This window comes from Hyalangium ruber (assembly GCF_034259325.1).
Classification (GTDB): domain Bacteria; phylum Myxococcota; class Myxococcia; order Myxococcales; family Myxococcaceae; genus Hyalangium_A; species Hyalangium_A rubrum.
In genome coordinates this window covers 490,733-513,401 of record NZ_JAXIVS010000007.1, presented here as the reverse complement: position 1 = coordinate 513,401, position 22,669 = coordinate 490,733, and the positions used below count along the sequence as shown (strand labels likewise).

General features: G+C 68.6%; 22 protein-coding genes. 10 read left to right on the top strand and 12 right to left on the bottom strand.

Features of this window, described 5'->3' with window-relative positions:
- Nucleotides 1-47: 47 nt before the first annotated feature.
- From SYV04_RS22820 to SYV04_RS22810, 3 genes are read left to right on the top strand one after another with little or no spacing between them, the layout of a single operon-like run.
- Nucleotides 48-1,313: a CinA family nicotinamide mononucleotide deamidase-related protein gene (locus tag SYV04_RS22820; protein WP_321547962.1), complete on the top strand. Its 1,266-nt coding sequence runs from the start codon at nucleotides 48-50 to the stop codon at nucleotides 1,311-1,313.
- Entirely contained in the window at nucleotides 1,310-2,830 is a 1,521-nt protein-coding gene (locus SYV04_RS22815; protein ID WP_321547961.1) for a hypothetical protein, read from the top strand. Before SYV04_RS22820 ends, SYV04_RS22815 begins: the two co-directional genes overlap by 4 nt.
- 54 nt (nucleotides 2,831-2,884) lie before the next feature.
- The gene (locus SYV04_RS22810) at nucleotides 2,885-3,388 is read left to right on the top strand and encodes a DUF1285 domain-containing protein (RefSeq protein WP_321547960.1); all 504 of its coding nucleotides are present in this window, start codon (nucleotides 2,885-2,887) and stop codon (nucleotides 3,386-3,388) included.
- On the opposite strand, the gene recA is transcribed toward SYV04_RS22810, so the two are convergent.
- Together recA and SYV04_RS22800 are read right to left on the bottom strand one after the other, a co-directional pair.
- On the bottom strand, nucleotides 3,385-4,416 hold the full coding sequence (recA, locus tag SYV04_RS22805) for a recombinase RecA (RefSeq protein WP_321547959.1): 1,032 nt from the start codon (nucleotides 4,414-4,416) through the stop codon (nucleotides 3,385-3,387). The two genes, SYV04_RS22810 and recA, sit on opposite strands and share 4 nt — an antisense overlap.
- A 218-nt stretch (nucleotides 4,417-4,634) precedes the next feature.
- A complete protein-coding gene (locus SYV04_RS22800) occupies nucleotides 4,635-5,438 on the bottom strand; it encodes a lysophospholipid acyltransferase family protein (RefSeq protein WP_321547958.1) in 804 nt (267 codons plus the stop codon).
- Between the two features lie 212 nt (nucleotides 5,439-5,650).
- Here SYV04_RS22800 and SYV04_RS22795 point away from each other — a divergent pair, with 212 nt between their 5' ends.
- Nucleotides 5,651-6,940 carry an NAD(P)/FAD-dependent oxidoreductase gene (locus SYV04_RS22795; RefSeq protein WP_422723966.1) on the top strand — a complete coding sequence of 430 codons (1,290 nt, stop codon included), beginning with the start codon at nucleotides 5,651-5,653 and terminating at the stop codon, nucleotides 6,938-6,940.
- Nucleotides 6,941-6,946: 6 nt separating this feature from the next.
- Here the strand turns inward: SYV04_RS22795 and SYV04_RS22790 are convergent, their stop codons facing one another.
- From SYV04_RS22790 to SYV04_RS22765, 6 genes are all read right to left on the bottom strand, one after another.
- Nucleotides 6,947-8,563: a YifB family Mg chelatase-like AAA ATPase gene (locus SYV04_RS22790; protein ID WP_321547956.1), complete on the bottom strand. Its 1,617-nt coding sequence runs from the start codon at nucleotides 8,561-8,563 to the stop codon at nucleotides 6,947-6,949.
- A gap of 141 nt (nucleotides 8,564-8,704) precedes the next feature.
- Nucleotides 8,705-9,328: a DUF2378 family protein gene (locus SYV04_RS22785; protein ID WP_321547955.1), complete on the bottom strand. Its 624-nt coding sequence runs from the start codon at nucleotides 9,326-9,328 to the stop codon at nucleotides 8,705-8,707.
- A gap of 51 nt (nucleotides 9,329-9,379) precedes the next feature.
- Nucleotides 9,380-9,889, bottom strand: a complete 510-nt coding sequence (locus SYV04_RS22780) for an ExbD/TolR family protein (RefSeq protein ID WP_321547954.1) — start codon at nucleotides 9,887-9,889, stop codon at nucleotides 9,380-9,382.
- A gap of 2 nt (nucleotides 9,890-9,891) precedes the next feature.
- The gene (locus SYV04_RS22775; RefSeq protein WP_321547953.1) at nucleotides 9,892-10,317 is read right to left on the bottom strand and encodes an ExbD/TolR family protein; all 426 of its coding nucleotides are present in this window, start codon (nucleotides 10,315-10,317) and stop codon (nucleotides 9,892-9,894) included.
- 123 nt (nucleotides 10,318-10,440) lie between these two features.
- Nucleotides 10,441-11,130 (bottom strand): MotA/TolQ/ExbB proton channel family protein, encoded by a 690-nt coding sequence (locus SYV04_RS22770; RefSeq protein ID WP_321547952.1) that lies wholly within the window; start codon nucleotides 11,128-11,130, stop codon nucleotides 10,441-10,443.
- Nucleotides 11,131-11,203: 73 nt separating this feature from the next.
- Nucleotides 11,204-11,953 carry an energy transducer TonB gene (locus tag SYV04_RS22765; protein WP_321547951.1) on the bottom strand — a complete coding sequence of 250 codons (750 nt, stop codon included), beginning with the start codon at nucleotides 11,951-11,953 and terminating at the stop codon, nucleotides 11,204-11,206.
- A 248-nt stretch (nucleotides 11,954-12,201) separates the two neighbouring features.
- Here SYV04_RS22765 and SYV04_RS22760 point away from each other — a divergent pair, with 248 nt between their 5' ends.
- The 4 genes from SYV04_RS22760 to SYV04_RS22745 all read left to right on the top strand — a co-directional run bounded on the left by SYV04_RS22760 (nucleotide 12,202) and on the right by SYV04_RS22745 (nucleotide 18,867).
- On the top strand, nucleotides 12,202-15,471 hold the full coding sequence (locus SYV04_RS22760) for a TonB-dependent receptor (protein WP_321547950.1): 3,270 nt from the start codon (nucleotides 12,202-12,204) through the stop codon (nucleotides 15,469-15,471).
- Between the two features lie 36 nt (nucleotides 15,472-15,507).
- Nucleotides 15,508-16,263 (top strand): hypothetical protein, encoded by a 756-nt coding sequence (locus SYV04_RS22755; protein WP_321547949.1) that lies wholly within the window; start codon nucleotides 15,508-15,510, stop codon nucleotides 16,261-16,263.
- 108 nt (nucleotides 16,264-16,371) lie between these two features.
- Nucleotides 16,372-17,907, top strand: a complete 1,536-nt coding sequence (locus SYV04_RS22750; protein ID WP_321547948.1) for a radical SAM protein — start codon at nucleotides 16,372-16,374, stop codon at nucleotides 17,905-17,907.
- A gap of 48 nt (nucleotides 17,908-17,955) precedes the next feature.
- Nucleotides 17,956-18,867 (top strand): hypothetical protein, encoded by a 912-nt coding sequence (locus SYV04_RS22745; protein ID WP_321547947.1) that lies wholly within the window; start codon nucleotides 17,956-17,958, stop codon nucleotides 18,865-18,867.
- Between the two features lie 17 nt (nucleotides 18,868-18,884).
- On the opposite strand, the gene SYV04_RS22740 is transcribed toward SYV04_RS22745, so the two are convergent.
- Both SYV04_RS22740 and SYV04_RS22735 read right to left on the bottom strand, forming a co-directional pair.
- On the bottom strand, nucleotides 18,885-19,484 hold the full coding sequence (locus tag SYV04_RS22740) for a hypothetical protein (protein ID WP_321547946.1): 600 nt from the start codon (nucleotides 19,482-19,484) through the stop codon (nucleotides 18,885-18,887).
- A gap of 3 nt (nucleotides 19,485-19,487) precedes the next feature.
- On the bottom strand, nucleotides 19,488-20,051 hold the full coding sequence (locus tag SYV04_RS22735) for a DUF4920 domain-containing protein (RefSeq protein WP_321547945.1): 564 nt from the start codon (nucleotides 20,049-20,051) through the stop codon (nucleotides 19,488-19,490).
- Nucleotides 20,052-20,141: 90 nt separating this feature from the next.
- Between SYV04_RS22735 and SYV04_RS22730 the strand changes: the two genes are divergently transcribed.
- A complete protein-coding gene (locus SYV04_RS22730) occupies nucleotides 20,142-20,573 on the top strand; it encodes a DUF2752 domain-containing protein (protein ID WP_321547944.1) in 432 nt (143 codons plus the stop codon).
- A gap of 7 nt (nucleotides 20,574-20,580) precedes the next feature.
- A complete protein-coding gene (gene plsY / locus SYV04_RS22725) occupies nucleotides 20,581-21,159 on the top strand; it encodes a glycerol-3-phosphate 1-O-acyltransferase PlsY (RefSeq protein WP_321547943.1) in 579 nt (192 codons plus the stop codon).
- Here plsY and SYV04_RS22720 read toward each other — a convergent pair.
- Nucleotides 21,076-22,329, bottom strand: a complete 1,254-nt coding sequence (locus SYV04_RS22720; RefSeq protein ID WP_321547942.1) for a THUMP domain-containing class I SAM-dependent RNA methyltransferase — start codon at nucleotides 22,327-22,329, stop codon at nucleotides 21,076-21,078. The two genes, plsY and SYV04_RS22720, sit on opposite strands and share 84 nt — an antisense overlap.
- A 50-nt stretch (nucleotides 22,330-22,379) precedes the next feature.
- Nucleotides 22,380-22,661: an antibiotic biosynthesis monooxygenase family protein gene (locus tag SYV04_RS22715; RefSeq protein WP_321547941.1), complete on the bottom strand. Its 282-nt coding sequence runs from the start codon at nucleotides 22,659-22,661 to the stop codon at nucleotides 22,380-22,382.
- Nucleotides 22,662-22,669 lie beyond the last annotated feature (8 nt).

Genomic DNA, 22,669 nt, shown 5'->3' with positions numbered 1-22,669 from the left:
TCGTGGTGCGTGCCGAGGCAGGGCGGTGCCGCTAGGATGCCCGGCCCATGCGCGTCGAGCTGCTGTGTACCGGTGACGAGCTCGTCACCGGACTGATCACGGACACCAACAGCCCCTGGTTCGAGGCCCGGCTCTTCGAGCTGGGCGTGAAGGTGGAGCGCATCCAGCTGGTGGGAGACGTCCGCCCGGACATCACCCACGCCTTGCTGGAGGCCGCCTCCCGAGCGGACGTGGTGTTGGTCTCCGGGGGCCTGGGCCCCACGATGGACGACTTCACGCTCGAGTGCGCCGCCGCCGCCGAGGGTGTGCCTCTGGTGGAGCACCCCGAAGTCGTGGCGTGGCTGCGCGAGCGCTACGCGAAGCGCAACATCCCCCTCACGCCGGGCGTCTACCGCATGGCGCGGGTGCCCCAGGGCTCGGAGGTGGTGCGCAACCCCGTGGGCTCCGCGCCCCTGGTCATCCAGCGGTTGGGGCGCAGCCAGCTCTTCTTCGTGCCCGGAGTTCCGCGCGAGTACCGGGCACTGGCGGAGGGCGAGGTCCTCCCGCGCATTCGCGCCGCCCTCCAGAAAGACCCCGAGCGCGTGTACCGGGCGTTCCGGCTGCTGCGCACGGTGGGCATCCCCGAATCCCAGCTCGATGCCACGGTGGCCCCGCTGGTGTCTCAGCACCCTCGGGTGGTGTTCGGCTTCCGGACCCATGCTCCGGAGAACCACCTGAAGCTGATGGCGACCGCTCCGACGCAGGCCGAGGCCGACGCGGCCCTGGCCGCGGCGGAGGCGGCGTCTCGCCAGCTGCTTGGCGCGGCCGTGTTTGGAGCCGACGAGGAGGAGTACGCCCCGGTGCTGGCACGGCTGTTGACGCAGGCGGGGGCGACGCTGGCCACTGCGGAGAGCTGCACGGGAGGCCTCATCGCCCAGGAGCTCACCGCCATCTCGGGGGCGAGCGCGTTCTTCATCGGTGGCGCGGTGTCCTACTCCGAGAAGATGAAGATGGCCTGGGCGGGGGTGCCGTCCGAGGTGCTTGCCCGCCACACCGCCGTGTCCCGCGAGACGGCCATCGCCATGGCCGAGGGCGTGAGCGCCGCCTGTGAGACGACCTATGGCCTGTCGGTGACGGGCTACGCGGGGCCCACGGGAGGCACGCCCGAGGACCCGGTGGGCACCGTCTACTGTGCGCTCGCCGCGAGAGGGAGCCCCACCCGCTGCGAGCGCTTCTCCATCACGGGAGACCGGGACCGCGTGCGCCTCTTCGCCGCGACCTCCGCGCTCGAGCTGTTGCGCCACCACCTCCTGACGGGGACCTCCGCTCCATGAGCCGCAAGTCCAAGCGCCCTCGCAAGGAATCTCCGCCCACGTCCACGGCGCCCATCGAGGCCGCATCGCGGCAGGCCGAGTCCGAGCAGCCCTCCGCCTCTGCGGAGGCAGAGGCGCGGCAGCCCGAGGCACAGCCTACGGCGACAGGGGCCCCAGAGGCGGCGCGGCCAGGGGGCGCGGAGTCCACCCCCGTGTCCCCAGCAGGGGGCCTGGGGGCGGCCCTGCGCATCTGGCTCTCGGCGTATCGGGTGGAGGTGGTGCTCTTCCTGGTGAGCTTCGCGGTGCTGTCGAGCTTCAGCTCTCAGCGCTTCCTGCGCCAGAGCGCGGCTCCGCACTTCATCTACCAGGCCCAGTCATGGCTGGAGGGGCGGCTGGACGTGGACCCGGAGGTGCTGCCCAACCTGGAGGACTGGGCCTGCGTGCGCCAGGTTGGAGGAGAGAAGGTCCGCTGCGAAGGGAAGGTGCATCCGGGAGACCGCTGGTATGTGAGCTTCCCATCGTTCCCCGCGGTGGTGATGCTGCCCTTCGTGGCGCTGCACGGCTACCAGTTCAACGACACCTCCTTCGGAGTCATCGTCGGAGCGCTGGCGGTGGCCCTCTTCTTCTCGCTGTTGCGCTTCCTGGAGAAGGAAGGGGAGACGGCGAGGGACCGCAACGAGAACATCGCGCTGGCGCTCATCCTCGCCTTCGGCACGCTGTTCTTCTACTGCGCCATCCGCGGCGAGGTGTGGTTCAGCGCGGAGGTGATGGGCGTGGCATTCACCTGCCTCTACGCGCGTAACGCCGTACAGGCACACCGGCCGGTGCTCGCGGGTCTGTTCTTCTCCATGGCCACGCTCACCCGCACGCCGCTGCTCTTCGCGGGCCTCTTCTTCGTGCTGGAGGCGCTGTGCCCTGGACCGGACCGGCGGGCGCAACTCCGCGCCCTGGCGACGAACTGGAAGCCCGCGGCGCGTAAGCTAGGGCTCTTCGCGCTGGGGGCCGCGCCGCTCGCGCTCCTGGCCGCTTCCTACAACCTCTACCGCTTCGGAAGCCTGGGAGAGTTCGGCCACGCGTTCCTCTACAACAACCGCGTCAACGTCGACATCGACCGCTACGGGCTCTTCGACTTCACCTACCTCCAGCGCAACCTGCAGGCGGCCTTCTTCAAGCTTCCCCACGTCTCATTCAACCCGCTGCGGCTGGAGTACGACCCGCATGGGCTGTCGCTGCTGCTGACGTTGCCGCTGCTCGTCTTCCTGTTCTTCCCCCGGAAGACTCCACGGCTGCATTGGGCGCTGTGGCTCACCGTGGCGGTGTGCGCGCTGCCGGGGCTCTTCTACCAGAACACCGGCTACATGCAGTTCGGCTTCCGCTTCAGCCTGGACTACACGCCCTACCTCCTGCTGCTCTTCGCCATCGGCGGCTGGCCCCTGCGCCACCGGGCGGTGATGGCGGCGGTGGCGCTCGGAGTGCTGGTGAACTTCTGGGGCGCCGTGGCCTTCAGCGGCTACACGGAGTACGTCCGGAACTGGTAGCAGGCGGCCGCTCGGCTTGCTTCCGCCGCGCCCCACGCGCACATAAGAGGTGTCATGCAACCCCCATCCGGTCCACCTCCCTTCGGTAAGCGCTGGCACACGCGCGAGGACAGCGGCATCCGCCTGGATGCGGCCCTGCGCTGGTGGCACGACGACGAGCCCATCGAGCACCCGAAGATCATCGAGCTCTTCAATGCTTCATTGGTGCTCGATGACGACGGGCGCTACCAGCTGCGCATCGGCCAGGACTGGTGCTTCGTCCAGGTAGAGGACGCCGCCTACGAAGTCCGCACGGTGGATGTCACCCCGGACGAGCGCGTGTCCGTGCGCCTGAGCGACCGCACCGCCGAGGCGCTCGAACCCGCCTCCCTCTCGCTGGGCCCCGACGGCGTCTTCTCCTGCCGAGTGAAGCGCGGCCGGGCCAAGGCGCGCTTCTCCCGGGATGCTCAGTACCAACTCGGAGAGCTGCTGGAGGAAGGGGAGGGAGGCCAGCTCTTCCTCCGCGCTGGGCAGAGCCGTACGGCGCTGCCTGTGTCGCTCGAGTCCTCTCCCGCCTAGGCCACGGCCTCCGCCGGCTCCGTCAGCGGCGTCGCGACGGGAGCGGTGCCGGCCAGCTCGGTGGCCAGCGCCTCCAGCGCCTCCGGGTGCTCGCGCAGCCACTCGGACGCCCGCTCACGCCCCTGGCCGATTCGCTCCCCCCGCAGGCTGAAGTGGCTGCCGGACTTCTCGATGAGGCCCATCTGCACGCCCAGGTCCAGCACCTCGCCCGCGCGGTGGATGCCCGTGCCGTAGAGCACGTCGAACTCCGCCTCCTGGAAGGGCGGGGCCAGCTTGTTCTTCACCACCTTCACCTTCGCCCGCGTGCCGATGACGTTCTCGCCATCCTTGAGGTTGCCCGTGCGGCGGATCTCCAGCCGCACCGACGAGTAGAACTTCAGCGCGTTGCCGCCGGTGGTCGTCTCCGGGTTGCCGAACATCACGCCGATCTTCATGCGGATCTGGTTGATGAAGATGATGCACGTGCCCGAGCGGCTCACCGCGCCGGTGAGCTTGCGCAGCGCCTGGCTCATCAGTCGCGCCTGCACGCCCATGTGCGCATCGCCCATCTCGCCCTCGATCTCCGCACGCGGCACCAGCGCGGCCACCGAGTCCACGACGATCAGATCCACCGCCCCCGAGCGGACCAGCTGCTCGGTGATCTCCAGCGCCTGCTCGCCGGTGTCCGGCTGGGAGATGAGCAGCTCCTCCACGCGCACGCCCAGCTTGCGCGCGTAGTTGACGTCCAGCGCATGCTCCGCGTCGATGAAAGCCGCCACGCCGCCATTGGCCTGCACCTGCGCGATGGCGTGCAGGGTGAGCGTCGTCTTGCCCGAGGACTCGTTGCCGAAGATCTCCACCACGCGCCCTCGCGGGTAGCCGCCCACTCCGATGGCACGATCCAGCGTCACCGAGCCAGAGGGGATGACCGCCACCTTCTGCTCCTGTCCCTCGCCACCCAACGCCATCACCGCCCCTCTGCCGAACTGCTTCTCGATCGCCGCCACCGCCGCCGCCACCGCCTTCAACTTCTCCGTCACCTTGTTCATCGTTGCTCCTACGCCGCCCATCACGGCTCTGAGTGCTGCGCCCGGAGCCAGAGAGCCCCGAGCGCATCACGGGAGGCCAGGAGCAATGAGCGTGCCGTGAGCGGTGCCCTCGGGAGCCGCCCTTGGGAGTGTCCACGGATTGAACGCACCGTCCACGGCGGTGGAGTGCCAGGGCGCTTGTCCCCGAGGGGGAGAGGACGACCGCCGGGTCAGCATCCTCAGGAGGCCGACGGCGGCGTGGAGCGCGAGATTCCCTCGTGCCCTCGCTCAGCGATGGCCTCGGGCACGGCGCCCGGACCGCCGATGTCCTGATGGAGCTGGATGATGGCGTCGCGCACCTGGCGCAGCAGCGCGTCACGGTCCGCGTTCTTCAAGCCCTTCGTCTCGATGGGCTTGCCGATCTTCACGCGGATGGGGTGCTTGCGCATCCAGATGCTGTTGGAGGGCAGCACCCGCATCGACCCCTCGATGGCGATGGGGACGATGGGCACCTGCGCCGCGATGGCGAGCACGAAAGGTCCCTTCTTGAAGGGGAGGATGCGCCCATCGCGCGTGCGCGTGCCCTCGGGGAAGGCGAGAATGGACTTGCCCGAGCGGATGCGCTCGCCGGCGCGCGCCAGGCTCCTCACCGCCTCGCGGCGGTCGGAGCGGTTGATGAAGATCATCCCCGTCATCGCCATGTACCAGCCGAGGAAGGGGACGTATTTGAGGACGTGCTTGGCGATGAACCGGAGGTTCACGGGCAGGGCCGCGAACGCGCAGGGGATGTCCATCGCGGACTGGTGGTTCATCAAGAAGATGTAGGGCTGGCTCCAGTCGATGTCGGGCAGGGGCTCCACGAACATCCGCGAGCCGGTGATGCGCCAGTGCATGGGAGCCCAGAAGCGCCGCGCCATCATCAGCGGCACGTTGCCGTTGAGGGTCAGCAGCGCCATCAGCGCGGCGAGGCTGATCCAGAAGGCACTCCAGACAGCCAGGAAGGCGATCTGGAGGATGTTGAGCAGCGGGTAGAGGAGCTTCATCACCAGAGAACTCCCGGGTGATGAAGCGTCCCACCCAGGGTGACCTTTGTCACGGCGAGTCAAGACGAACGCTCGTCCACCGAACAACCTGGTCACAGACTTCGTTGACTTTACGTGGGGAGGCAGGAAGTTCTCTCTCCGTGACTGCCCAGCCCAGCACCCGTCCCCATGTGGTCATCCTTGGCGGAGGCTTCGGAGGCCTCTACGCGGCGATGAAGCTGCGCCGCGCCCCGGTGCGCGTGACGCTCGTGGATCGCCACAACCACCACCTGTTCCAGCCGTTGCTGTACCAGGTGGCCACGGCGACGCTCAGCCCGAGCGACATCGCCTCGCCTCTGCGGGGCATCCTCGGTCGGCACGGCATCTCCGTGCTGCTCGCGGAGGCCACGAGCGTGGACATGCAGGGCAAGCGCCTGCTGCTGGCGGACGGGGAGGTAAAGTACGACTACCTCATCCTCGCCACCGGGGCGACGCACTCCTACTTCGGGAATGACGCGTGGGCGCGCTACACGATGGGGCTCAAGACCATCGAGGACGCGGTGGAGATCCGCCGGCGGGTGTTGCTCGCCTTCGAACTGGCGGAGCGTGAGCCGGACCCGGCGCGCCGCAGGGAGTTGTTGACCTTCGTCATCGTCGGAGCGGGGGCCACGGGCGTGGAGATGGCCGGAGCGCTCGCGGAGATCAGCCACCACGCGCTGGTGCGCGACTTCCAGAACATCGATCCTTCCCAGGCACGCATCCTGCTGCTGGAGGGCGCGCCCCATGTGGTTCCGACCTACTCGGAGGACTTGTCTCTCAAGGCCCAGCGCTCCTTGGAGAAGCTGGGAGTGGAGGTCCGCACCAGCACCCGCGTCACGAAGATCGACGAGGCGGGCGTGTACATCGGCGACGAGCGCATCCCAGCGCGCACGGTGATCTGGGCCGCGGGCGTGGCGGCCTCTCCCATCGCGCGCTCCCTGGGCGTGGAACTGGACCGGGCAGGACGTGTCCCCGTGACACCCGAGCTCACCCTGCCTGGGCGCAACGACATCTTCGTCATTGGAGACCTGGCCCTCTTCAAGCAAGACGGGCACCCCATTCCGGGCGTGGCCCCCGCGGCGATGCAGGGTGGCAAGCACGCCGCGAGCAATATCCTCCGCCAGCTCGAAGGCAAGCCGATGGAGCCCTTCTCGTACTGGGACCGTGGCACCTTCGCCGTCATCGGCCGAGGCTCGGCGGTGGGAGTAGCCCTGCAGCGCTTCCGGATGTCGGGCTTCTTCGCGTGGCTCGCGTGGCTCTTCGTCCACATCCTGTTTCTCATCGGTTTCCGCAGCAAGGTGGCGGTGCTCGTGAACTGGGCCTACTCGTACGTGGCCTTCCGGCGCTCGGCCCGCATCATCACCGGCGGTGTGCCGCTGCAGGCCTCCGCGTCCGCCCCGGCCGCGTTGCCTCCGCCCGCGATGCAGGTCGAGCCCTCCCAAGGCTCACGCGAGCCCTCCGCGGTTCGTCCCAGCACTTCCTGAGCCCTCTCAGGACTCCTCGGCGGCTGGTGCGCGGTTCATCATCCGGGAGAAGGCATCGGGGCGGCTCGTGCCGTGGGTGTTGGCGTAGAGCCAGCCCCGCCGATCGAGGATGCGGCAGTCGATGGCGATCTGAATGTCCAGGTCCTCGATGCGCGCGTGCCCCTCCAGGTCCGCGCGGCTGAGGGCGAGCTTGAGGATGCGATCGTGGGCACGGGCGGACAGCCCATGGTGGCGCACGGCCAGCTCCAGCATCCGTTCGGCCCGAGCGCTCAGCGCGCAGTAGCGCCGCAGGAGCCTGGGCGGCATCTGCGCGTTGCAGTACACGCCGGGCTCGTCGCGGAAGCGGGCGCGCTGGCGTTCGCGTGCAGCCTCCACCCGGTCCCGGTAGTACGCGCTGGGGGGCTCGTCGGCATCCCTCCGGGCGATCTGGTGGTACTCCACGGGCCGCGTCTGCAGGGTGATGTCGATGCGATCCAGCAGCGGGCCGCTCACCCGCGCGTGGTAGTCGAAGACGCGGTGCTCGGCGCAGGTACAGGAGCGACCGGGGACGTTGAAGTACCCGCAGGGGCAGGGGTTCATCGCCGCGATCAGCATGACCCGGCAGGGGTAGGTGACGTTCTGGCTGGCCCGCGCCAGGTGGATGAGCCCCTCTTCCATGGGCTGGCGCAGCACCTCCAGCACGTTCTTGCGGAACTCCGGCAGCTCGTCGAGGAACAGCACCCCGTGGTGTGCCAGGGACAGCTCACCCGGGCGCGCCGCCGGCCCTCCGCCCACCAGCCCCGCGTCCGAGATGGTGTGGTGCGGCGAGCGGAACGGGCGCTCCCGCATCAGCGCCTGCTCCTCCCCGAGCAGCCCCAGCACCGAGTAGATCTTCGTCACCTCCAACGCTTCATTGAAGGTCATGGCGGGCAGGATGCCGGGCAGCCTGCGCGCCAGCATCGTCTTGCCCGAGCCAGGCGGACCGCACATCAAGACGTTGTGACCGCCCGCGGCCGCCAGCTCCAGCGCCAGCTTGATATCTGGCTGTCCCCGCACATCCGCCATGTCGAGCGGAGGCGGGCTTCGCGCGGACGCAGGGGGCCCTGCCTCGCGCTGGTACGGGGAGAGCGCCTTGACGCCCGTCAGGTGCTCGACGGCCTCGCGAAGGTGGCTCACGGGCAACACCTGGATGCCCTCCACCAGCGCCGCCTCGGCCGCGTTCGCCGAGGGCACCATGACGCCCTCGAACCCCCCGCTGCGCGCGGCCACCGCCAGCGGCAGCACGCCCTTGATGGGCTTGATCCAACCGTCCAGCGACAGCTCCCCGCCGAAGAGGTAGCGCCCCAGCGGCTCCTCCTCCATGAGTCGCGCCGCGGCCAGCACGCCCAGGGCGATGGGCAGTTCGAAGGCCGCCCCCTCCTTACGAATATCCGCGGGCGCCAGGTTCACGGTGATGCGCTTCTGGGGCAGCTCGAAGCCCGTGTTCTTCAGCGCCGAAACCACGCGCACCTTCGACTCGCGCACCGCCCCATCCGGCAACCCCACGACGTTGAAGTAGGGCAACCCCAGCGCCATATCCACCTCGCACTCCACCACCACCGCGTCGATGCCCATCAACGCGCCCGACCGCACCCTCGCCAGCATCGCCACCCTCCCGTGTCTCGCCGGAGGGAAGAGCAAGGCGCGTACCAGCCCCGCTTCCCAGGGAAGCAAGGCAGCGCACCGTCCCGCGCGTGGGATACCCGTCCACGCGACGGGATGGGCCTGGGGCAGGGGAGGCTGGGCCTACTGCGGGCGGATGGACCCGGAGCGTTTGTCGCCCCGCGAATCCGCCTTGGCCGCCACGCCTGGGGAGAGGGAGGCCTCCTTCCAGCTGAGCTGGTAGGTGCAGGCATCGCCCGCGTAGCCAGAGGGCTCCACGCGGATGTCCTGGGCTCCCGCCACGCGAAGGCCCGCGTGGATGATGCCGGCGGTGAACGCGGGAGAGCTGCCCACGTCGTTCATCCACAGCTCGAACTGGGTGGGACCCAGCTCCTTCAGCCGGCACTCGGTGAAGTTGTTGCCCGCCCGGAAGTTCTGCGTGGCCCGAGCCAGCGTGCGCCGGGGGCCCAGGACGCGCAGCAGCGACAGCACCGCGCGCCCCAGCATCGTCTCCCGGAAGCCGTCGATATAGGCCTCGCCGAGCTTGAAGGCGCCCTCTTCCACGGGCAGGCCCGGGTAGAGCTCCTGCGCCGCGATGCAGACGAAGGTCATCCAGGAAGTGAAGGAGTAGGCGGGCTTGAGCTTCTGGTCCACGTCGAGCCCGGCCTGCCGCAGGCGTGACTTGCACTCGGGCGTCAGGCGCCTACCGAGCGCGCGGACGAACAGCGCTTCAACGGTCTGCTCGAAAACCAAGGGCTCGTCGGCCATGCGTGAACGCAATGTAGCCGACGAGCCCCTGAATGTGGAAACCCAACCCGTTTACGGAGCAGGAGGCGCCGGAGGCTCGGGAGGAGGAGGAGCTCCACCCTCGGCACCCGGGACCACCGCGCCCTGCGGCAGCTCCTCGGTCGCCATGCCCAGCACGAACGCCCCAGCGGCCTTGGCGCCGTCCAGCGCGCCAATCAGCTTGCCGTAGTTCGTGTTGTCGTTGGCCATGAAGAAGACGATCCGCTCTTCCTTCGGCTTGGCGGCCAGCATCCGCTTCAGGCGAGTGACGTACTCGTCCGGGTTGGCCATCTGCTCGGAGTTGATCTTGATGTTGCCCGTCTCATCGAGCTGCACCACGAGCTGGTCCGGGTTCTCGGGCGGTGGCGTGTTCTCCACCTCCGTCTCCGGCACGCGCACCTCGATGTCCTTCTCGAGCAGCGGCGTAATCACCATGAAGATGATGAGCAGCACGAGCACCACGTCCACCAGCGGCGTGACGTTGATGTCGGAGTTGGGGGCGCTCTGGGGCTTGACCCACTGGCGTGACTTGTGTCCGGCCATGGCTATTCCTTCAGCTCCTCGACGCCGAGCGCGATGCTCTTGGCCTGCGCCTTGCGGGCCACGTCCATCACCTTGCGCACGTCACCGACGTTCAGCGTGTTGTCGCCCTTGAGGAGGATGCGCTTGCCCGGCGACTTCGTCAGCTCGTCGCGAATCCGCGTCTCCAGCCCCGCCGGGTCGGCGTACTCGTCGTTCTCCACGAACGTCTTCTTGTCCGGCGTCACCGAGAGGATCAGGGGATCGGACTCCGCGCCCCCCTTCTTCTCCTTCTCGATGTTCTGCGCCTTGGGCAGCGTCACGGACTTGCCGCGCTGGAGCATGGGCGTGATCACCATGAAGATGATGAGCAGCACCAGCACCACGTCCACCAGCGGCGTGACGTTGATCTCGTTCTTGATCCCCTTGTTGGGGCCTACTGCCATTCCCATGGATGCACCTGGGGCTCGAACTGGAGCGGGGGTGGAACGGCCCGCCTGGCGTGGGACCCCTTGCGCAGAGGTCCTGCGTCCACCGAGGCGGGCCGCAAAGACGGCCCGGAGAGGGCGCCGTCCTTAGGCCGACTGCTGGTGAGAGTGGGTCGCGCCGCCGGTCAGCTGGCGCGCCACCACGTCCAGGAACTCGTTGGACGACTCGGAGATGTCCACCGAGCGCGCATCCACCCAGCCCTGCAGGAAGTTGTAGGCCATAACCGCCGGAATCGCCACGAGCAGACCGAACGCCGTGGTGATGAGCGCCTCGGCGATACCGGCCGAGATGGTGCCCAGACCGCCCGAGCCGGCCTCCGCCATGAGCTGGAAGGCGTTCACGATACCCATCGTGGTGCCGAGCAGACCGACGAACGGCGCCGTCGAACCGACCGTGGCCAGCACGCCCAGGCCGCGCTTGAGGCTCTGCACCTCACGCTGCGCCTGGCGCTCCAGCGCGCGGGCAACCGACTCCACCGCCACGTCCTTGTTGCTGGGGCTGATGCGGTACGCCGTCAGGCCCGAGTTGATGACGCGGCCCAGGTGGCCCACGTCCTTACCCAGGTTGGTGTTGGCCGCCGTGCTCAGGTCGCCCTTGGCGAGGATGGCACCCATCTTCGCGGCGAAATTGCGCGAGTCCGACCGCGTCTTGCGGAAGACGAACATGCGCTCGGCCATGACGACCAGCGACGCGATCGACATGAACCCCAGGGTGAAGATGATGAAGCGGGCGAAGAGGCCCGTGTGCGCCCAGATATCCGCAAGAGTGAATTGCATGGTGGTAAGAGCGCTCCTCCTCGAGCGCGGTGGGTTACGACAATTTTTGAGACAGAGGGCCGCCCGGCCGCGATCAGCGCGGCAGGCTCAGCTTGATGTTGAAGGTGTAGTCAACCTGGACCGTACGGCCCTGGAACGTGACCGGCTTGTAGCGCGCGGCATACAACGCGTCCAGTACCGCCTGTTCCATGTGGGGCAGGGGCTTGATGATACGGCACTTCTCCACTCGACCTTCCGTGGTGATGACGCACTTCACGATCATCAGACCCTGAACGTGCGCCTCGAGCGCCTCGCGAGTGTACTGGGGAATGGGACCCGAAAGCTTCTCGGGGCGCGTCATGCCCGCGCCGAACGGCAGCACGTCCGTGCCGGTGCCGCCCACCTGACCGCCCAGCACGCCGCCGAGCACACCGCCCACCACGCCACCCACCACACCACCGGGCACGCCACCTTCCACGCCACCCTCGACCTCTTCCTCGGAGGGCTCCTCCTCGGCGGGCGGCTCCTCCGCGGGCTCCTGCTCCGGAGGCTTGGTCTGGGGAATCTCCTTCGGCTGGACGATCGCGTCCGGCTTCTTCACGGGCTTCTTGGGCGTCGTCTTCGGCTTGGACGCGGGAGGAGGGGGCGGAGGAGGCGGCGGGGGCGGGGGCGCCATCGCGGCCTTGAAGGTCACCTCGACCTCCTTCTCCTCGAGCGGAGGCGGCCGGGTGGAGAGCCACAGTGCCCCAGCGAACAAGGCGACATGTAGCACCACGGACACCACGGCTCCGACGCCCATCCGCCCCTTGGGGGCTTGTCCGCGGTCAAGCACAGAGTCGAACATGTGCGAAAACTCCTCTACACCAGTGGACTACCCGTCACGCCTGGGCCGATCAAAGGCGTGCTACCATACAGAAATGCAGTCCGGGTTCAAGCAGCCGTCCAAGAGCCGACGGTGAGCCGGCGATCAGCGGGAACGGCGCAATGCCCCACTGGTGGGCAAAAAGCAACCATCCGTTGACAAGTTAGCGACCTCAGATATTTTGCTCGACCATTTTTGGTTGCATCTGCCTACCTTGGAGGGGTTCTGGCATGAGACTTACCCGTGTGCTCCGGGCAACCGGAGTCGTGCTGGTCGCTTGCCTTTTGTCTGGCTCAGTGGCCCTGGCGCAGTCTTCGAGCAGCGTCATCATCGGTACAGTCATCAACGCCGACCCCGGTAGCAAACAGGCCCCGATCCCCGATGTGGTGGTGACGGCAACCTCTCCCAACCTTCAGGGTGAGCAGACCGTCGTTACCGACGCTTCGGGTCAGTATCGTATTCCCCAGCTCCCCCCGGGTGTCTACACCCTGCGGTTCGACAGCTCGGGCTTCAAGCCGTTCACCCGCTCGGACATCCAGCTGCGGCTCAACCGCACGATCCGCGTCAACGTGGAGCTGCTGCCCGAGACGTTCACCGAGTCGATCGAGATCAGCGGTACCCCTCCAACGATCGACGTGGGCTCGACGACGCAGGGCGTGAACGTGGATCAGGAGTTCATCCGCCGCATCGCCGTGAACCGGCCGGGCGGCAAGGGCGGCGCGGCGCGCTCGTTCGAGAGCCTGGCGGAGCTGGCTCCGGGCGCCCAGAACGATCAGTACGGCGTATCCATCAACGGCGCCTCCTCCCCGGAGAACGGCTATGTGGTGGACGGCCTGTCCACGAATGATCCGGCGTTCGGCATCAACGCCAGCCCGCTGTCGATCGAGTTCGTGCAGGACGTGAACGTGATTACGGGCGGCTACCTGCCGGAGTTCGGCCGGTCCACCGGCGGCGTGCTCAACGCGGTGACGCGCTCGGGCTCCAACGAGTTCCACGGCTCGGTGTTCGCCAACATGACGCCGGGCGTCTTCGAGGGTGGCCGCAAGCTGGTCATCGACGAGAGCTCGATCGTCACCGGTGAGAACAACCTGCACAACCTCGGCGACTTCGGCGCCACCCTCGGCGGTCCCATCCTCCAGGACAGGCTGTGGTTCTTCGCGGGTTTCGCCCCCTCCTTCACCCGCTACCAGCACGTGCGCGGCATCAACGCCTTCAAGGTGGACGACGGCGGCAACATCCTGCGCGACGAGCAGGGCACCGCGCAGCTGCAGCCCATCCCGGGCTCCGAGAGCCGCTACTTCGCCGACGCGCGCAGCTTCCAGTACATGGGCAAGCTGACCTACCTCATCAACGCTGATCACAACGTGTCGGTGTCGCTGACGGGCACCCCGTCCAGCACGGGCGGCCTGGGCAAGCTGCGCCTCGATCCGCGCAGCGGCGCGCTGCCCCTGCCGCAGACGGCGCGGCCGGGTGACTTCGGGCAGATCTCCACCAACGCCAGCACCACGGCGCTGGGCCTGAAGTACGCCGGCGCGTTCCTGGACAAGAAGGTCCTGTTCGACGTGAACGCGGGCTGGTTCCACCAGGTGGCCTCCGACAAGCCGGCCGACGGCAGCCAGGCGGGCGACATCCTGGGTGATGGCCTCGCGGGCTACTCGCGCGTGCGCTACGTGGAGCCGCGGTCGATCCTGTACTTCGAGGACTCGCCGGGCCTGCGCGCCTTCTGCGAGCCCGCGGGGACCCCGGGCGAGGAGGTCTACAGCTGCCCGGTGACCAACTACGAGCTGGGCGGCCCCGGCCAGCTGCGTGACGGCAAGATGGACCGCTTCCAGGCCAACGCCAAGGCCACCTACCTGCTCAACGCGCTGGGCACCCACGTCATCAAGGCGGGCGTGGACACCGAGTTCCTCAACTACTCGCAGCGCAAGGCCTACGGTGGCGGCGTGTTCTTCCAGGAGGCCAACCTCACCAACGCCATCGACCCGCGCACCGGCACGGTCATCACTGGCGCGGTGGACGAGGATACCGGCGAGCGGCTGTATCCCTATGGCATCTATGGCTGGAACGACTACCGCCGCTACGGCTACCAGACGGGGCCGGACTCGCCGACGGTGCAGCTCGTCCAGGCGGCGAAGGTCTCCAGCACCACGGTGGGTGGCTTCCTGCAGGACAGCTGGACGATCGAGAACCGGCTGACGCTGAACCTGGGCGTGCGCTACGACGTGCAGGCCATGTACGGCGGCGATGGGAACCTGTCGCTCATCCTCGGCAACCAGCTGTCGCCGCGCATCGGCGCCATCGTCGATCCGTTCGCCAACGGCCGCATGAAGTTCTACGGCAACTTCGCCCGCTACTACGAGCAGGTGCCGCTCAACATGCTGGAGCGCGCCTTCCCGCCGGAGCGCCGCTACTCGGGCCGCCACGTGGCGTCGCAGGAAGGGCTGGAGGGCGGCTGCGATCCGTCCACGCTCGAGGGCCAGCGCACCGGCTGTGCGGACAGCGCCTTCGTGGCCCGCCGCGCCGAGTCGAGCCTCAACCCCAACCGCCTCTACTCGGGCGGCAAGGTGGAGAACGAGCCGGTCGACCCGGACATCGAGCCGCAGTCCTCGACGGAGTACCTGGTTGGCGGTGAGTACGAGGTGCTGGCCAACACCCGCTTCGGCGCCACCTACACCCACCGCAACATGAACGCGGTCATCGAGGACATGAGCCGCGATGACGGCAACACGTACTTCCTGGGCAACCCGAACAACGGCTTCGCCAAGGACTTCCCCGAGGCGGTGCGCAACTACGACGCCGTCACCCTGTACCTCAACCGCACCTTCGCCGACGGCTGGCTGGCCCAGGCGAGCTACACGTGGTCGCGGCTGTACGGCAACTACCCCGGTCTGTTCCGGCCGGAGAACAACCAGCTCGACCCGAACATCCTCTCGGACTTCGACCTGATCCAGCTGCTGGAGAACCGCAAGGGCCTGCTGCCCTTCGACCGCACGCACTCGGTGAAGCTGTTCGGCGCCCGTGAGTTCAACATCAACAACGTGCTGTCGGCGAGCATCGGCATGTCCTACCGCGGTAACTCGGGCACGCCGATCAGCCACTACGGCGCGCACCCGGACTACGGCCAGGACGAGGCGTTCGTGCTGCAGCGTGGCACCGCCGGCCGCACGCCCTGGGTCAACATCATCGACTCGAACATCGGCGTGAACTACCGCATCGCCAAGAACCAGGTGGTGTCCATCACCATGGACGTGTTCAACCTGTTCAACTTCCAGACGGCGACGCTGGTGGACCAGTCCTACACCTACGAGTCCATCTACCCGCTGGTGGGTGGCCGTCCCTCGGATCTGCCGGGCAAGGTGCAGATCAACACCGGAGACATCGAGGAGGACACCGCGGCGCCCATCTACCTGGATGAGGACGACGTGAACCCGAACTTCGGCAAGCCCACCCAGTACCAGGCGCCGCGGCAGTTCCGCTTCGGTGTCCGCTACACCTTCTAACGCTCAGCCACCATCGACACGAGAACCTCGAGAATCATGACCAAGAACATCGTCTCTGTGGCGGCGGCGCTGCTCGGTGCGGGCGCACTGCTGTCGAGCTGCAACTTCGAACAGCCGGAAGCCGGGTGCATCGTTCAGGACGCGAGCCTGAACAACTGGTACGCGAAGTACGATGTGGAGGGCGATGCCCCCTCCGCGGAGTGCGACAGGTTCATCCCCAAGGGAGAGACCCTGGGCGTCTTCAAGTTCACCAACCCCGAGGAGGGCCGTGAAGGGGAGACGAAGCTGACCATTCGTCCCTCGGGCCTGGCCTCGCGCGGCGCGCGGGACCCGGGCGATCCGTACCTCCAGACGGCGGTGGGCGCCATGGTGGACGAGCCGGATGCGGGGAACTTCTGCGGGGCTTCGGACTTCTCCGCGGCCACGGTGAACGCTTCCGCGCGCGCGGCCAACCCGGATACCGGGGTCACCGCCGAGGATGCGACCGTCATCACGTACCAGTTCGAGGACGTCAACGTGTACTCCTCGCCGAGCGCGCCGGGCACCCAGCTGAAGGGCACCCTGGCGTACACGCGCGTCGTCCAGCGCGAGGGCGGGCCGCTCACCTGCACCGCGCGCCTCAAGGTGCGGGCCCTCTGGCCGGTGGCCGCCTGCGATCCGGCGTCCAATGAGCCGCGGAACAGCTGCGGCGCGGGCTCGGGCGTGAACCCCGACTTCGACGCGGTGTGCGATCCGGTCCTGAAGTTCTGCGTGCCGGCGGGGGAGATTCCCTCGTTCCGGGCTCAGGACTAGCTCCGACGCGAGCCAGTGGTTTTCGCGGCCCCGGTGGCCCCTCCTCTCTCGGGAGTGGCTGCGCGGGGCCGCGGTGTTTAGAGAGGATTGGACTGACGTTGGAGGAGCATGGAGGGCCGTTACTCACTCGTTGAAGCAGTTCGCACCCGGCTGGCGGACGAGCAGGGCACGCTCCGCAAGGAGGCGCCCTACCGGGTGGCCCTCTGCTATCCGAGCCCCTACCACGTGGGGATGAGCTCGCTCGGCTACCAGACGATCTACCGGGAGATTCACCTTCATCCGGGCGCCACCGCCGAGCGTGTCTTCCTTCCGGATGACGTGGAGGTCTACCGCCGCACTCGGACGCCCCTGTTCACCTATGAGACCGAGGCCCCGGTCTCCGGCCTGCCGATGCTCGCCTTCTCGGTGGCCTATGAGCTGGAGCTGACGGGCCTCTTCTCCATGCTGGAGCTGGCGCAGGTGCCGCTGCTCAAGGAGGAGCGGAGCGAGCGTCACCCCCTCATCGTGGCCGGTGGCCCGCTGACCTTCTCCAATCCGGATCCGCTCGAGCCCTTCGTGGATGTGCTGCTCCAGGGCGAGGCGGAGGAGCTCATCCACACCTTGCTGGACGCGGCCATGACGATGGATCGCGAGGCGCTGCTGGCGCACCTGGCGGGCCTCCCTGGCTTCCGGGTGCCAGGGCGGGGCGGGAAGCGCTACTTCGTCGCCAAGGCGCTGGACGAGCGGCTGCCTGCCCGCTCGCAGATCATCACCCCGCATACCGAGCTGCGCTCGATGTTCCTCATCGAGCCGGAGCGCGGGTGCTCGCGCGGCTGCCACTACTGTGTGATGCGGCGCACCACCAACGGGGGCATGCGGACGGTGCCGCCCGAGCGGGTGCTCTCGCTCATCCCCGAGCACGCCCGGCGCGTGGGCCTGGTGGGCGCGGCGGTGACGGACCACCCACGGATCGTCGAGCTGCTGCGCACCCTCGTGGACGCAGGGCGGGAGGTGGGGGTGTCCTCGCTGCGCGCGGACCGGCTCACCCAGGAGCTGGTGGACACCCTGCGGCGCGGGGGCGCCACCAACCTCACCGTGGCCGCGGATGGGGCCTCCCAGCGCATGCGGGACCTGGTGGACCGCAAGCACTCCGAGGAGCAGATCGTCCGGGCGGCGACCTTCGCCCGGACAGCGGGCATGCGGCAGCTCAAGGTCTACAACGTCGTCGGCCTGCCTTACGAGGAGGACGCCGACATCGACGAGCTCATCCGTTTCACCGCCGAGCTGTCGCGCATCATCCCCGTGGCGCTGGGGGTGGCGCCCTTCGTGGCCAAGCGCAACACGCCGCTGGATGGGGCGCCCTTCGCGGGCATCCGCGAGGTGGAGGGCAAGCTGGAGCGGCTGCGGCGGGGGCTCAAGGGGCGCGCCGAGGTACGGCCGACCTCCGCCCGCTGGGCCTGGGTGGAGTACATGCTCGCCCAATGTGGCCCGGAGGCCGGGCTGGCCGCCATGGATGCCTGGAAGGCCGGGGCGGGCTTCGCCGCCTTCAAGAAGGCCTTCGACGCCCGGGGCTGCGTGCCCTATCTGGCACGCCGCGTCGAGGACGGCCGGCGCAACCCCACCGTCTGGCCCTCCGTGCCCCAGGCGGCGCCCGCCGCGCTCTGATAGAAGGCCGCTGGCGCCGATGGCCGGCGCGACGAGGAGAAGCAAGCGGTGAGCACCGAGCGCGTGGACAAGGCGTGGCAGAGCAAGGGCCTCCAGGGGTATTCGACCGAGGCCATCGTGGGGACGCTGGGACACTACGGAGTCCCCGTGGCCGAGGCTGATTTCCGGAAGCTCTCCGAGACCATCTGGCCTCCGGACATCGGCATGCAGTGGGGCCAGAAGTGGAAGGGCACGGGGCCCTTCAAGCCGTTCCCCTTCGCCGCCGCCGATGAGCTGTGGCGCCGGTGGGTGACCGACCGCATCGCCCCGCGCGAGCTGTCCGACGCCCTGGCCGAGCTGCTCAAGTCCCTGGCGCTCTTGCTCGATGGCAAGAAGGACGCGCCGGTGGAGGCCGCCTTCGAGCGCATGAAGGGCGTGCGCCAGAAGGTGCCGATGGACGACAAGGGCCAGCCGCAGCTCGCGTTCATGGAGCGGGCGCTGGGCGTCTTCAACGAGAAGGTCGCCGAGATGTTCGACTCGATGGCCGAGACGCTCGTCAAGGCGGGGCACACCGGCCACGCCGACGCGTTCGCCGAGATGGAGGAGTTCCTCCTGCCCGACCGTCGCGGCATCGCCGGCGCCATCGTCCGGGCCGCCAAGGGCGAGCGGGACCCGGCCCTCGCGGAGCTCGAGAAGGTGACGTCGGACTCCTCCAGGAGCTCGCTGTCCCGGCTGCTCGCGGTGGATGGGCTGATCCACCTGGGCGCCTGGCCGCAGGCGACCACCCAGGGCCGCGCGCTGCTGATGCAGGCCGAGAAGGACAAGGACATCCACCTGGCGATCGATCTCTGCGCCCGGCTGGAGCACGTCTACAAGGCCACCGGGGACCGCGCCTCGCTGCAGGGGCTCGCCCAGGACGCGGCGCGCCTCAACAAGATGCACGACGAGATGCACCCGGGGCACCGGCATCGTCACGGCTGAGGCTCTGCCTCGGTCGGCTACTCGCTGTCGGTTCCGGTGGGCGCGAGCTTCGCGGCTTCGCGCTCCTCGGGAGCGGAGGAGGGCTCCTCGACGGGGGCCTCCTCCTGCACGGCGCCGCGCTTGAGCGAGACGTAGAGCGCGCTCGGCACTGCGTCGAGCACCTCGCGGCAGGGCACCACCGCGCCCACCGTGGTGTAGCGGATGGCGCCCGTCTTCGTGGAGGTGTGCTTGAGCGCGTACGCCTTCGCGCGGGGCAGGAACCACTCGCGCACGTCCTTCAGCGGCAGCACGTGCAGCTCGGCCTGCGACAGGAACACGTACACCATCAGGTCCGCGCCGCTGTAAAGGAAGCAGCCCGGGGTGTCCTTCTCCACGTTGGACACCAGCTCGAACCAGTAGCGCCGCCGTGGGTTGCGGTCGCCCTTCACCTCGATGCCGCGGACCTCTCCCGTGGGCAGCTCCCACAGCAGGTCCACGCCTCGGTGCTGGAAGCGCGGATCCTCTTGCACGTCATGGATGCGCGAGCCGGGCGCTGTTTCGAACATCCAGGTGCGGGCGTGCTGCACGGCCCGATCGGCCGCGCCCTGCACGCCCCTCATGCTGTAGCTGCGCGGCATTGCCTAGCGACGCAGCTCCACGCCGGTGGCCACCAGCTGCACCTCGCGCGCCTTGCCGTCGCTGCCGCGGGGGACGATGGCGCCCTCACCCTCGTAGTGCTTGGCGCGGTTCTCGCTCAGCTCGGCCACCTGCACCACGCCCTCCACGCGCGCCTGGGAGCCCGCCGAGTCCAGCGGGACGAAGAAGCCGTAGTCCTTGAAGGTCACCCGTACGCCCGGGCCCTTGGCGTCCGCGGCGGTGGACAGCTCCATCCAGCAGCCCTTCTTCTCGCACGCCTTGCGCACCTGGCCCTCGACGAGCACCGTCTTGCCGCTGTGCTCCTGCGGCTTGGCGAGCAGGTCGGCGAGCTTCACGGCCGGGGCACCCTTGAGCGCCTCTCCTCGGGTGAGCGTCCAGCCGTTCCCCTGCGCGGGCGCGGCGGCCTGCTGCGGCGGGGGCGGGTGGTGGCAGTCCGCCTCGGACTTCGTGGCGGGCTGCGTCTTGGCAGGCGTCGCGGCGGTCCCTCCAGCGAGCGCCACGAGGGGAACAACGACCACGGCCAGCAGAGCGGTGCGGAGCGTCTTCATACCCTGGCGCATAGCCCAAAACTCTTTGGACGGGCAAGGCGGAGGCATGTCGCAGTCCACTCTCCCACACGGGCGCGTTAGACTGGTCCTGTGAAGGTCTTCGTTCCTCCGCCCAATCGCCACCCTGGTCTGGTGGATGCCCTCGGTCTCGCGGGCCTCCTCGGCCTGCTCGTCGCCCGGTACATCCCTGTGGCGAAGCTGATTCCTTTTTGGGGCTGCGCGCTGCGGGAGCAGACGGGCTGGCCCTGCCTCGGCTGTGGGCTGACCCGGGTGGCTGACCACGTGTCCCACCTGCATTTTCTCAAGGCCTGGGAGGCCAACCCGCTGGGCACCGTGGCCGCCTGCATCTTCGCGCTGCTGGCGGTGATGATGGTGCTGCACCTGGTGTTCAAGGTGCCGGTGCCCGAGCTCCACCTCTCGCCGCGCGAGTGGACCTGGGTGCGCCGCGCCCTGCCTGTTCTCCTGCTCGTCAACTACGCCTACGTGGTGGTGAAGACGAAGTTCCCCCATTTGCTGATGTGAGCCCCGCGTGCTCGCTGCCCTTGTCCTGCTCGGCTATCTCGCGGGCTCCATTCCCTTCGGGGTGCTGGTGACGCGCTGGGCGCGCGGGGTGGATGTCCGCGCGCAGGGCAGCGGCAACATCGGCGCCACCAACGTGGCGCGTGTGGCGGGCAAGAAGCTCGGCATCCTGGTGCTGGCGCTGGATGCGCTCAAGGGCGCCATTCCCGTGCTGCTCGCCCTTCACTGGATGCCCGAGAGCCCCCGCGCGCACGTGGCGGTGGGGCTCGCCGCCTTCCTGGGGCACTGCTACCCGGTGTGGCTGAAGCTGCACGGAGGCAAGGGCGTCGCCACCGCGTTGGGCGTGCTCCTGGTCCTGACGCCCCTGGCCGCGCTCGCTGGGGCCGGCGTCTATGTGCTCGTCCTAGTAGCGACGCGGGTGAGCTCGCTCGGCTCGCTGACGGCGGGCGTGGCGGCGGTGGCCACTGCGGTCTTCACCGCTCCCGCAATCGAGTACGCGCTGCTCTCAGGCGTCCTCTTCGCCTTCATGATCTGGACGCACCGAAGCAACATCCGGCGACTGTGGCGGCGCACCGAGCGCCGGCTCTGAGCCGGGCTCCCGCGACGAGGGCTCCTTCCAGCCGAAGCGGTAGCCCAACAGCGTGCAGGGGATGGGGCCGTTCCACACGTCCCGGCGGCTCACGGGGCGCGCATGGAAGGCGCTCTCGAAGGCCGGGTTGCCGGAGAGGACATAGACGCGCCAGCCATCCAGGGCGCGGATGTTCTCTCCGAGCTTGAAATAGAAGGACTTCATGCCCTTCTGGCCGCCCGTGCCGATTCGCTCGCCGTAGGGCGGGTTGGTGATGAGCAGCCCGCCGCCCTCGGGCAAGGGAAGGGGCTTGGTGGCATCGCCTTCGGCGACCTGGATCTCCTCGGAGAGCCGCGCCGCCTTTACGTTCCGGCGCGCGGCCTCCAGCGCCTCTGGATCCTTGTCGAAGCCCTGCAGCGGCACGTGTACCTTGCGCTCGTTGCGGCGAGCATCCGCGCGCAGGTCCTCCAGCAGCTCCTTCGCCCGGGCGCCCAGGTGGGGCCAGCGCTCCACCGCGAAGGAGCGGCCGATGCCCGGGGCGCGGTTGCGGGCGATGAAGCCGGCCTCGATGAGCAGCGTCCCGGAGCCGCACATCGGGTCCACCAGCGCCTCGTTGCCGTTGTAGCCGGCGGCGCGCAGCAGGGCAGCGGCCAGCGTCTCCTTGAGGGGAGCGGGGGTAGGGCGCACACGGTAACCCCGGCGGTTCAGGGGATCTCCGCACAGGTCCAGCGAGAGCGAGAGCTTCTCCCGGGCCAGGTGGGCCACCACGCTGATGTCTGGGGTCCGGGTGTTCACGTCCGGCCGGGCGCCCATCGTCCCGCGCATGCGGTCCACGAGGGCATCCTTCACCTTGAGGGCCACGAAGCCCGAGTGGCTGTGCTCGCTGTCCTTCAGCGTCGCCTCCACCGCGAACGTGTGGTCCGGCGTGAGGTGCTCCTCCCACGGCACGCTCGCCGCCGCCTCGTAGAGCCCGTCGGCGCCGTGGGCCTCGAACTCGCCCAGCGGATAGAGCACGCGCATGGCGATGCGCGACCAGAGGCACACCCGGAGGGCCTCATCCAGTGAGGCCATGAAGCGAACCCCGCCCCGGTCCTGGCGGATGCGACGGGCTCCCAGGTCCCGGAGCTCCTCGGCCAGGAGGTCCTCGGTGCCGCGGGCGGTGGTAGCGAAGAGGGCGATGCGTTCAGCCATGGTGCATCGCCCTTAACGGACCTGGGCTCGCTTGGGAACGACCAAGCGTCTCATTGGCCTACTACCTCATACATCGCGAAGGTGGCGTCGTCCGCGACGCTGGCGGCCTTGGCGACCAGGAAGTCCGGCGACTGGAGGTAGGCGCGCAGGGCGTCCCTGTCTCTCCAGCGGGTCACCAGCAGGAACTCCGGCTGGCGCTCGAAGGAGCGCAGCACCTCCAGGCCCAGGAACCCCGCGTGCCCGTCCACGAGCCGCGAGCGTTCCTGAAAGCGGGCGACCAGATGCTCCGCCTGCTCGGCCGGGGGGCGGAAGCGCGAGATGGCGACGATCATACGCCAAT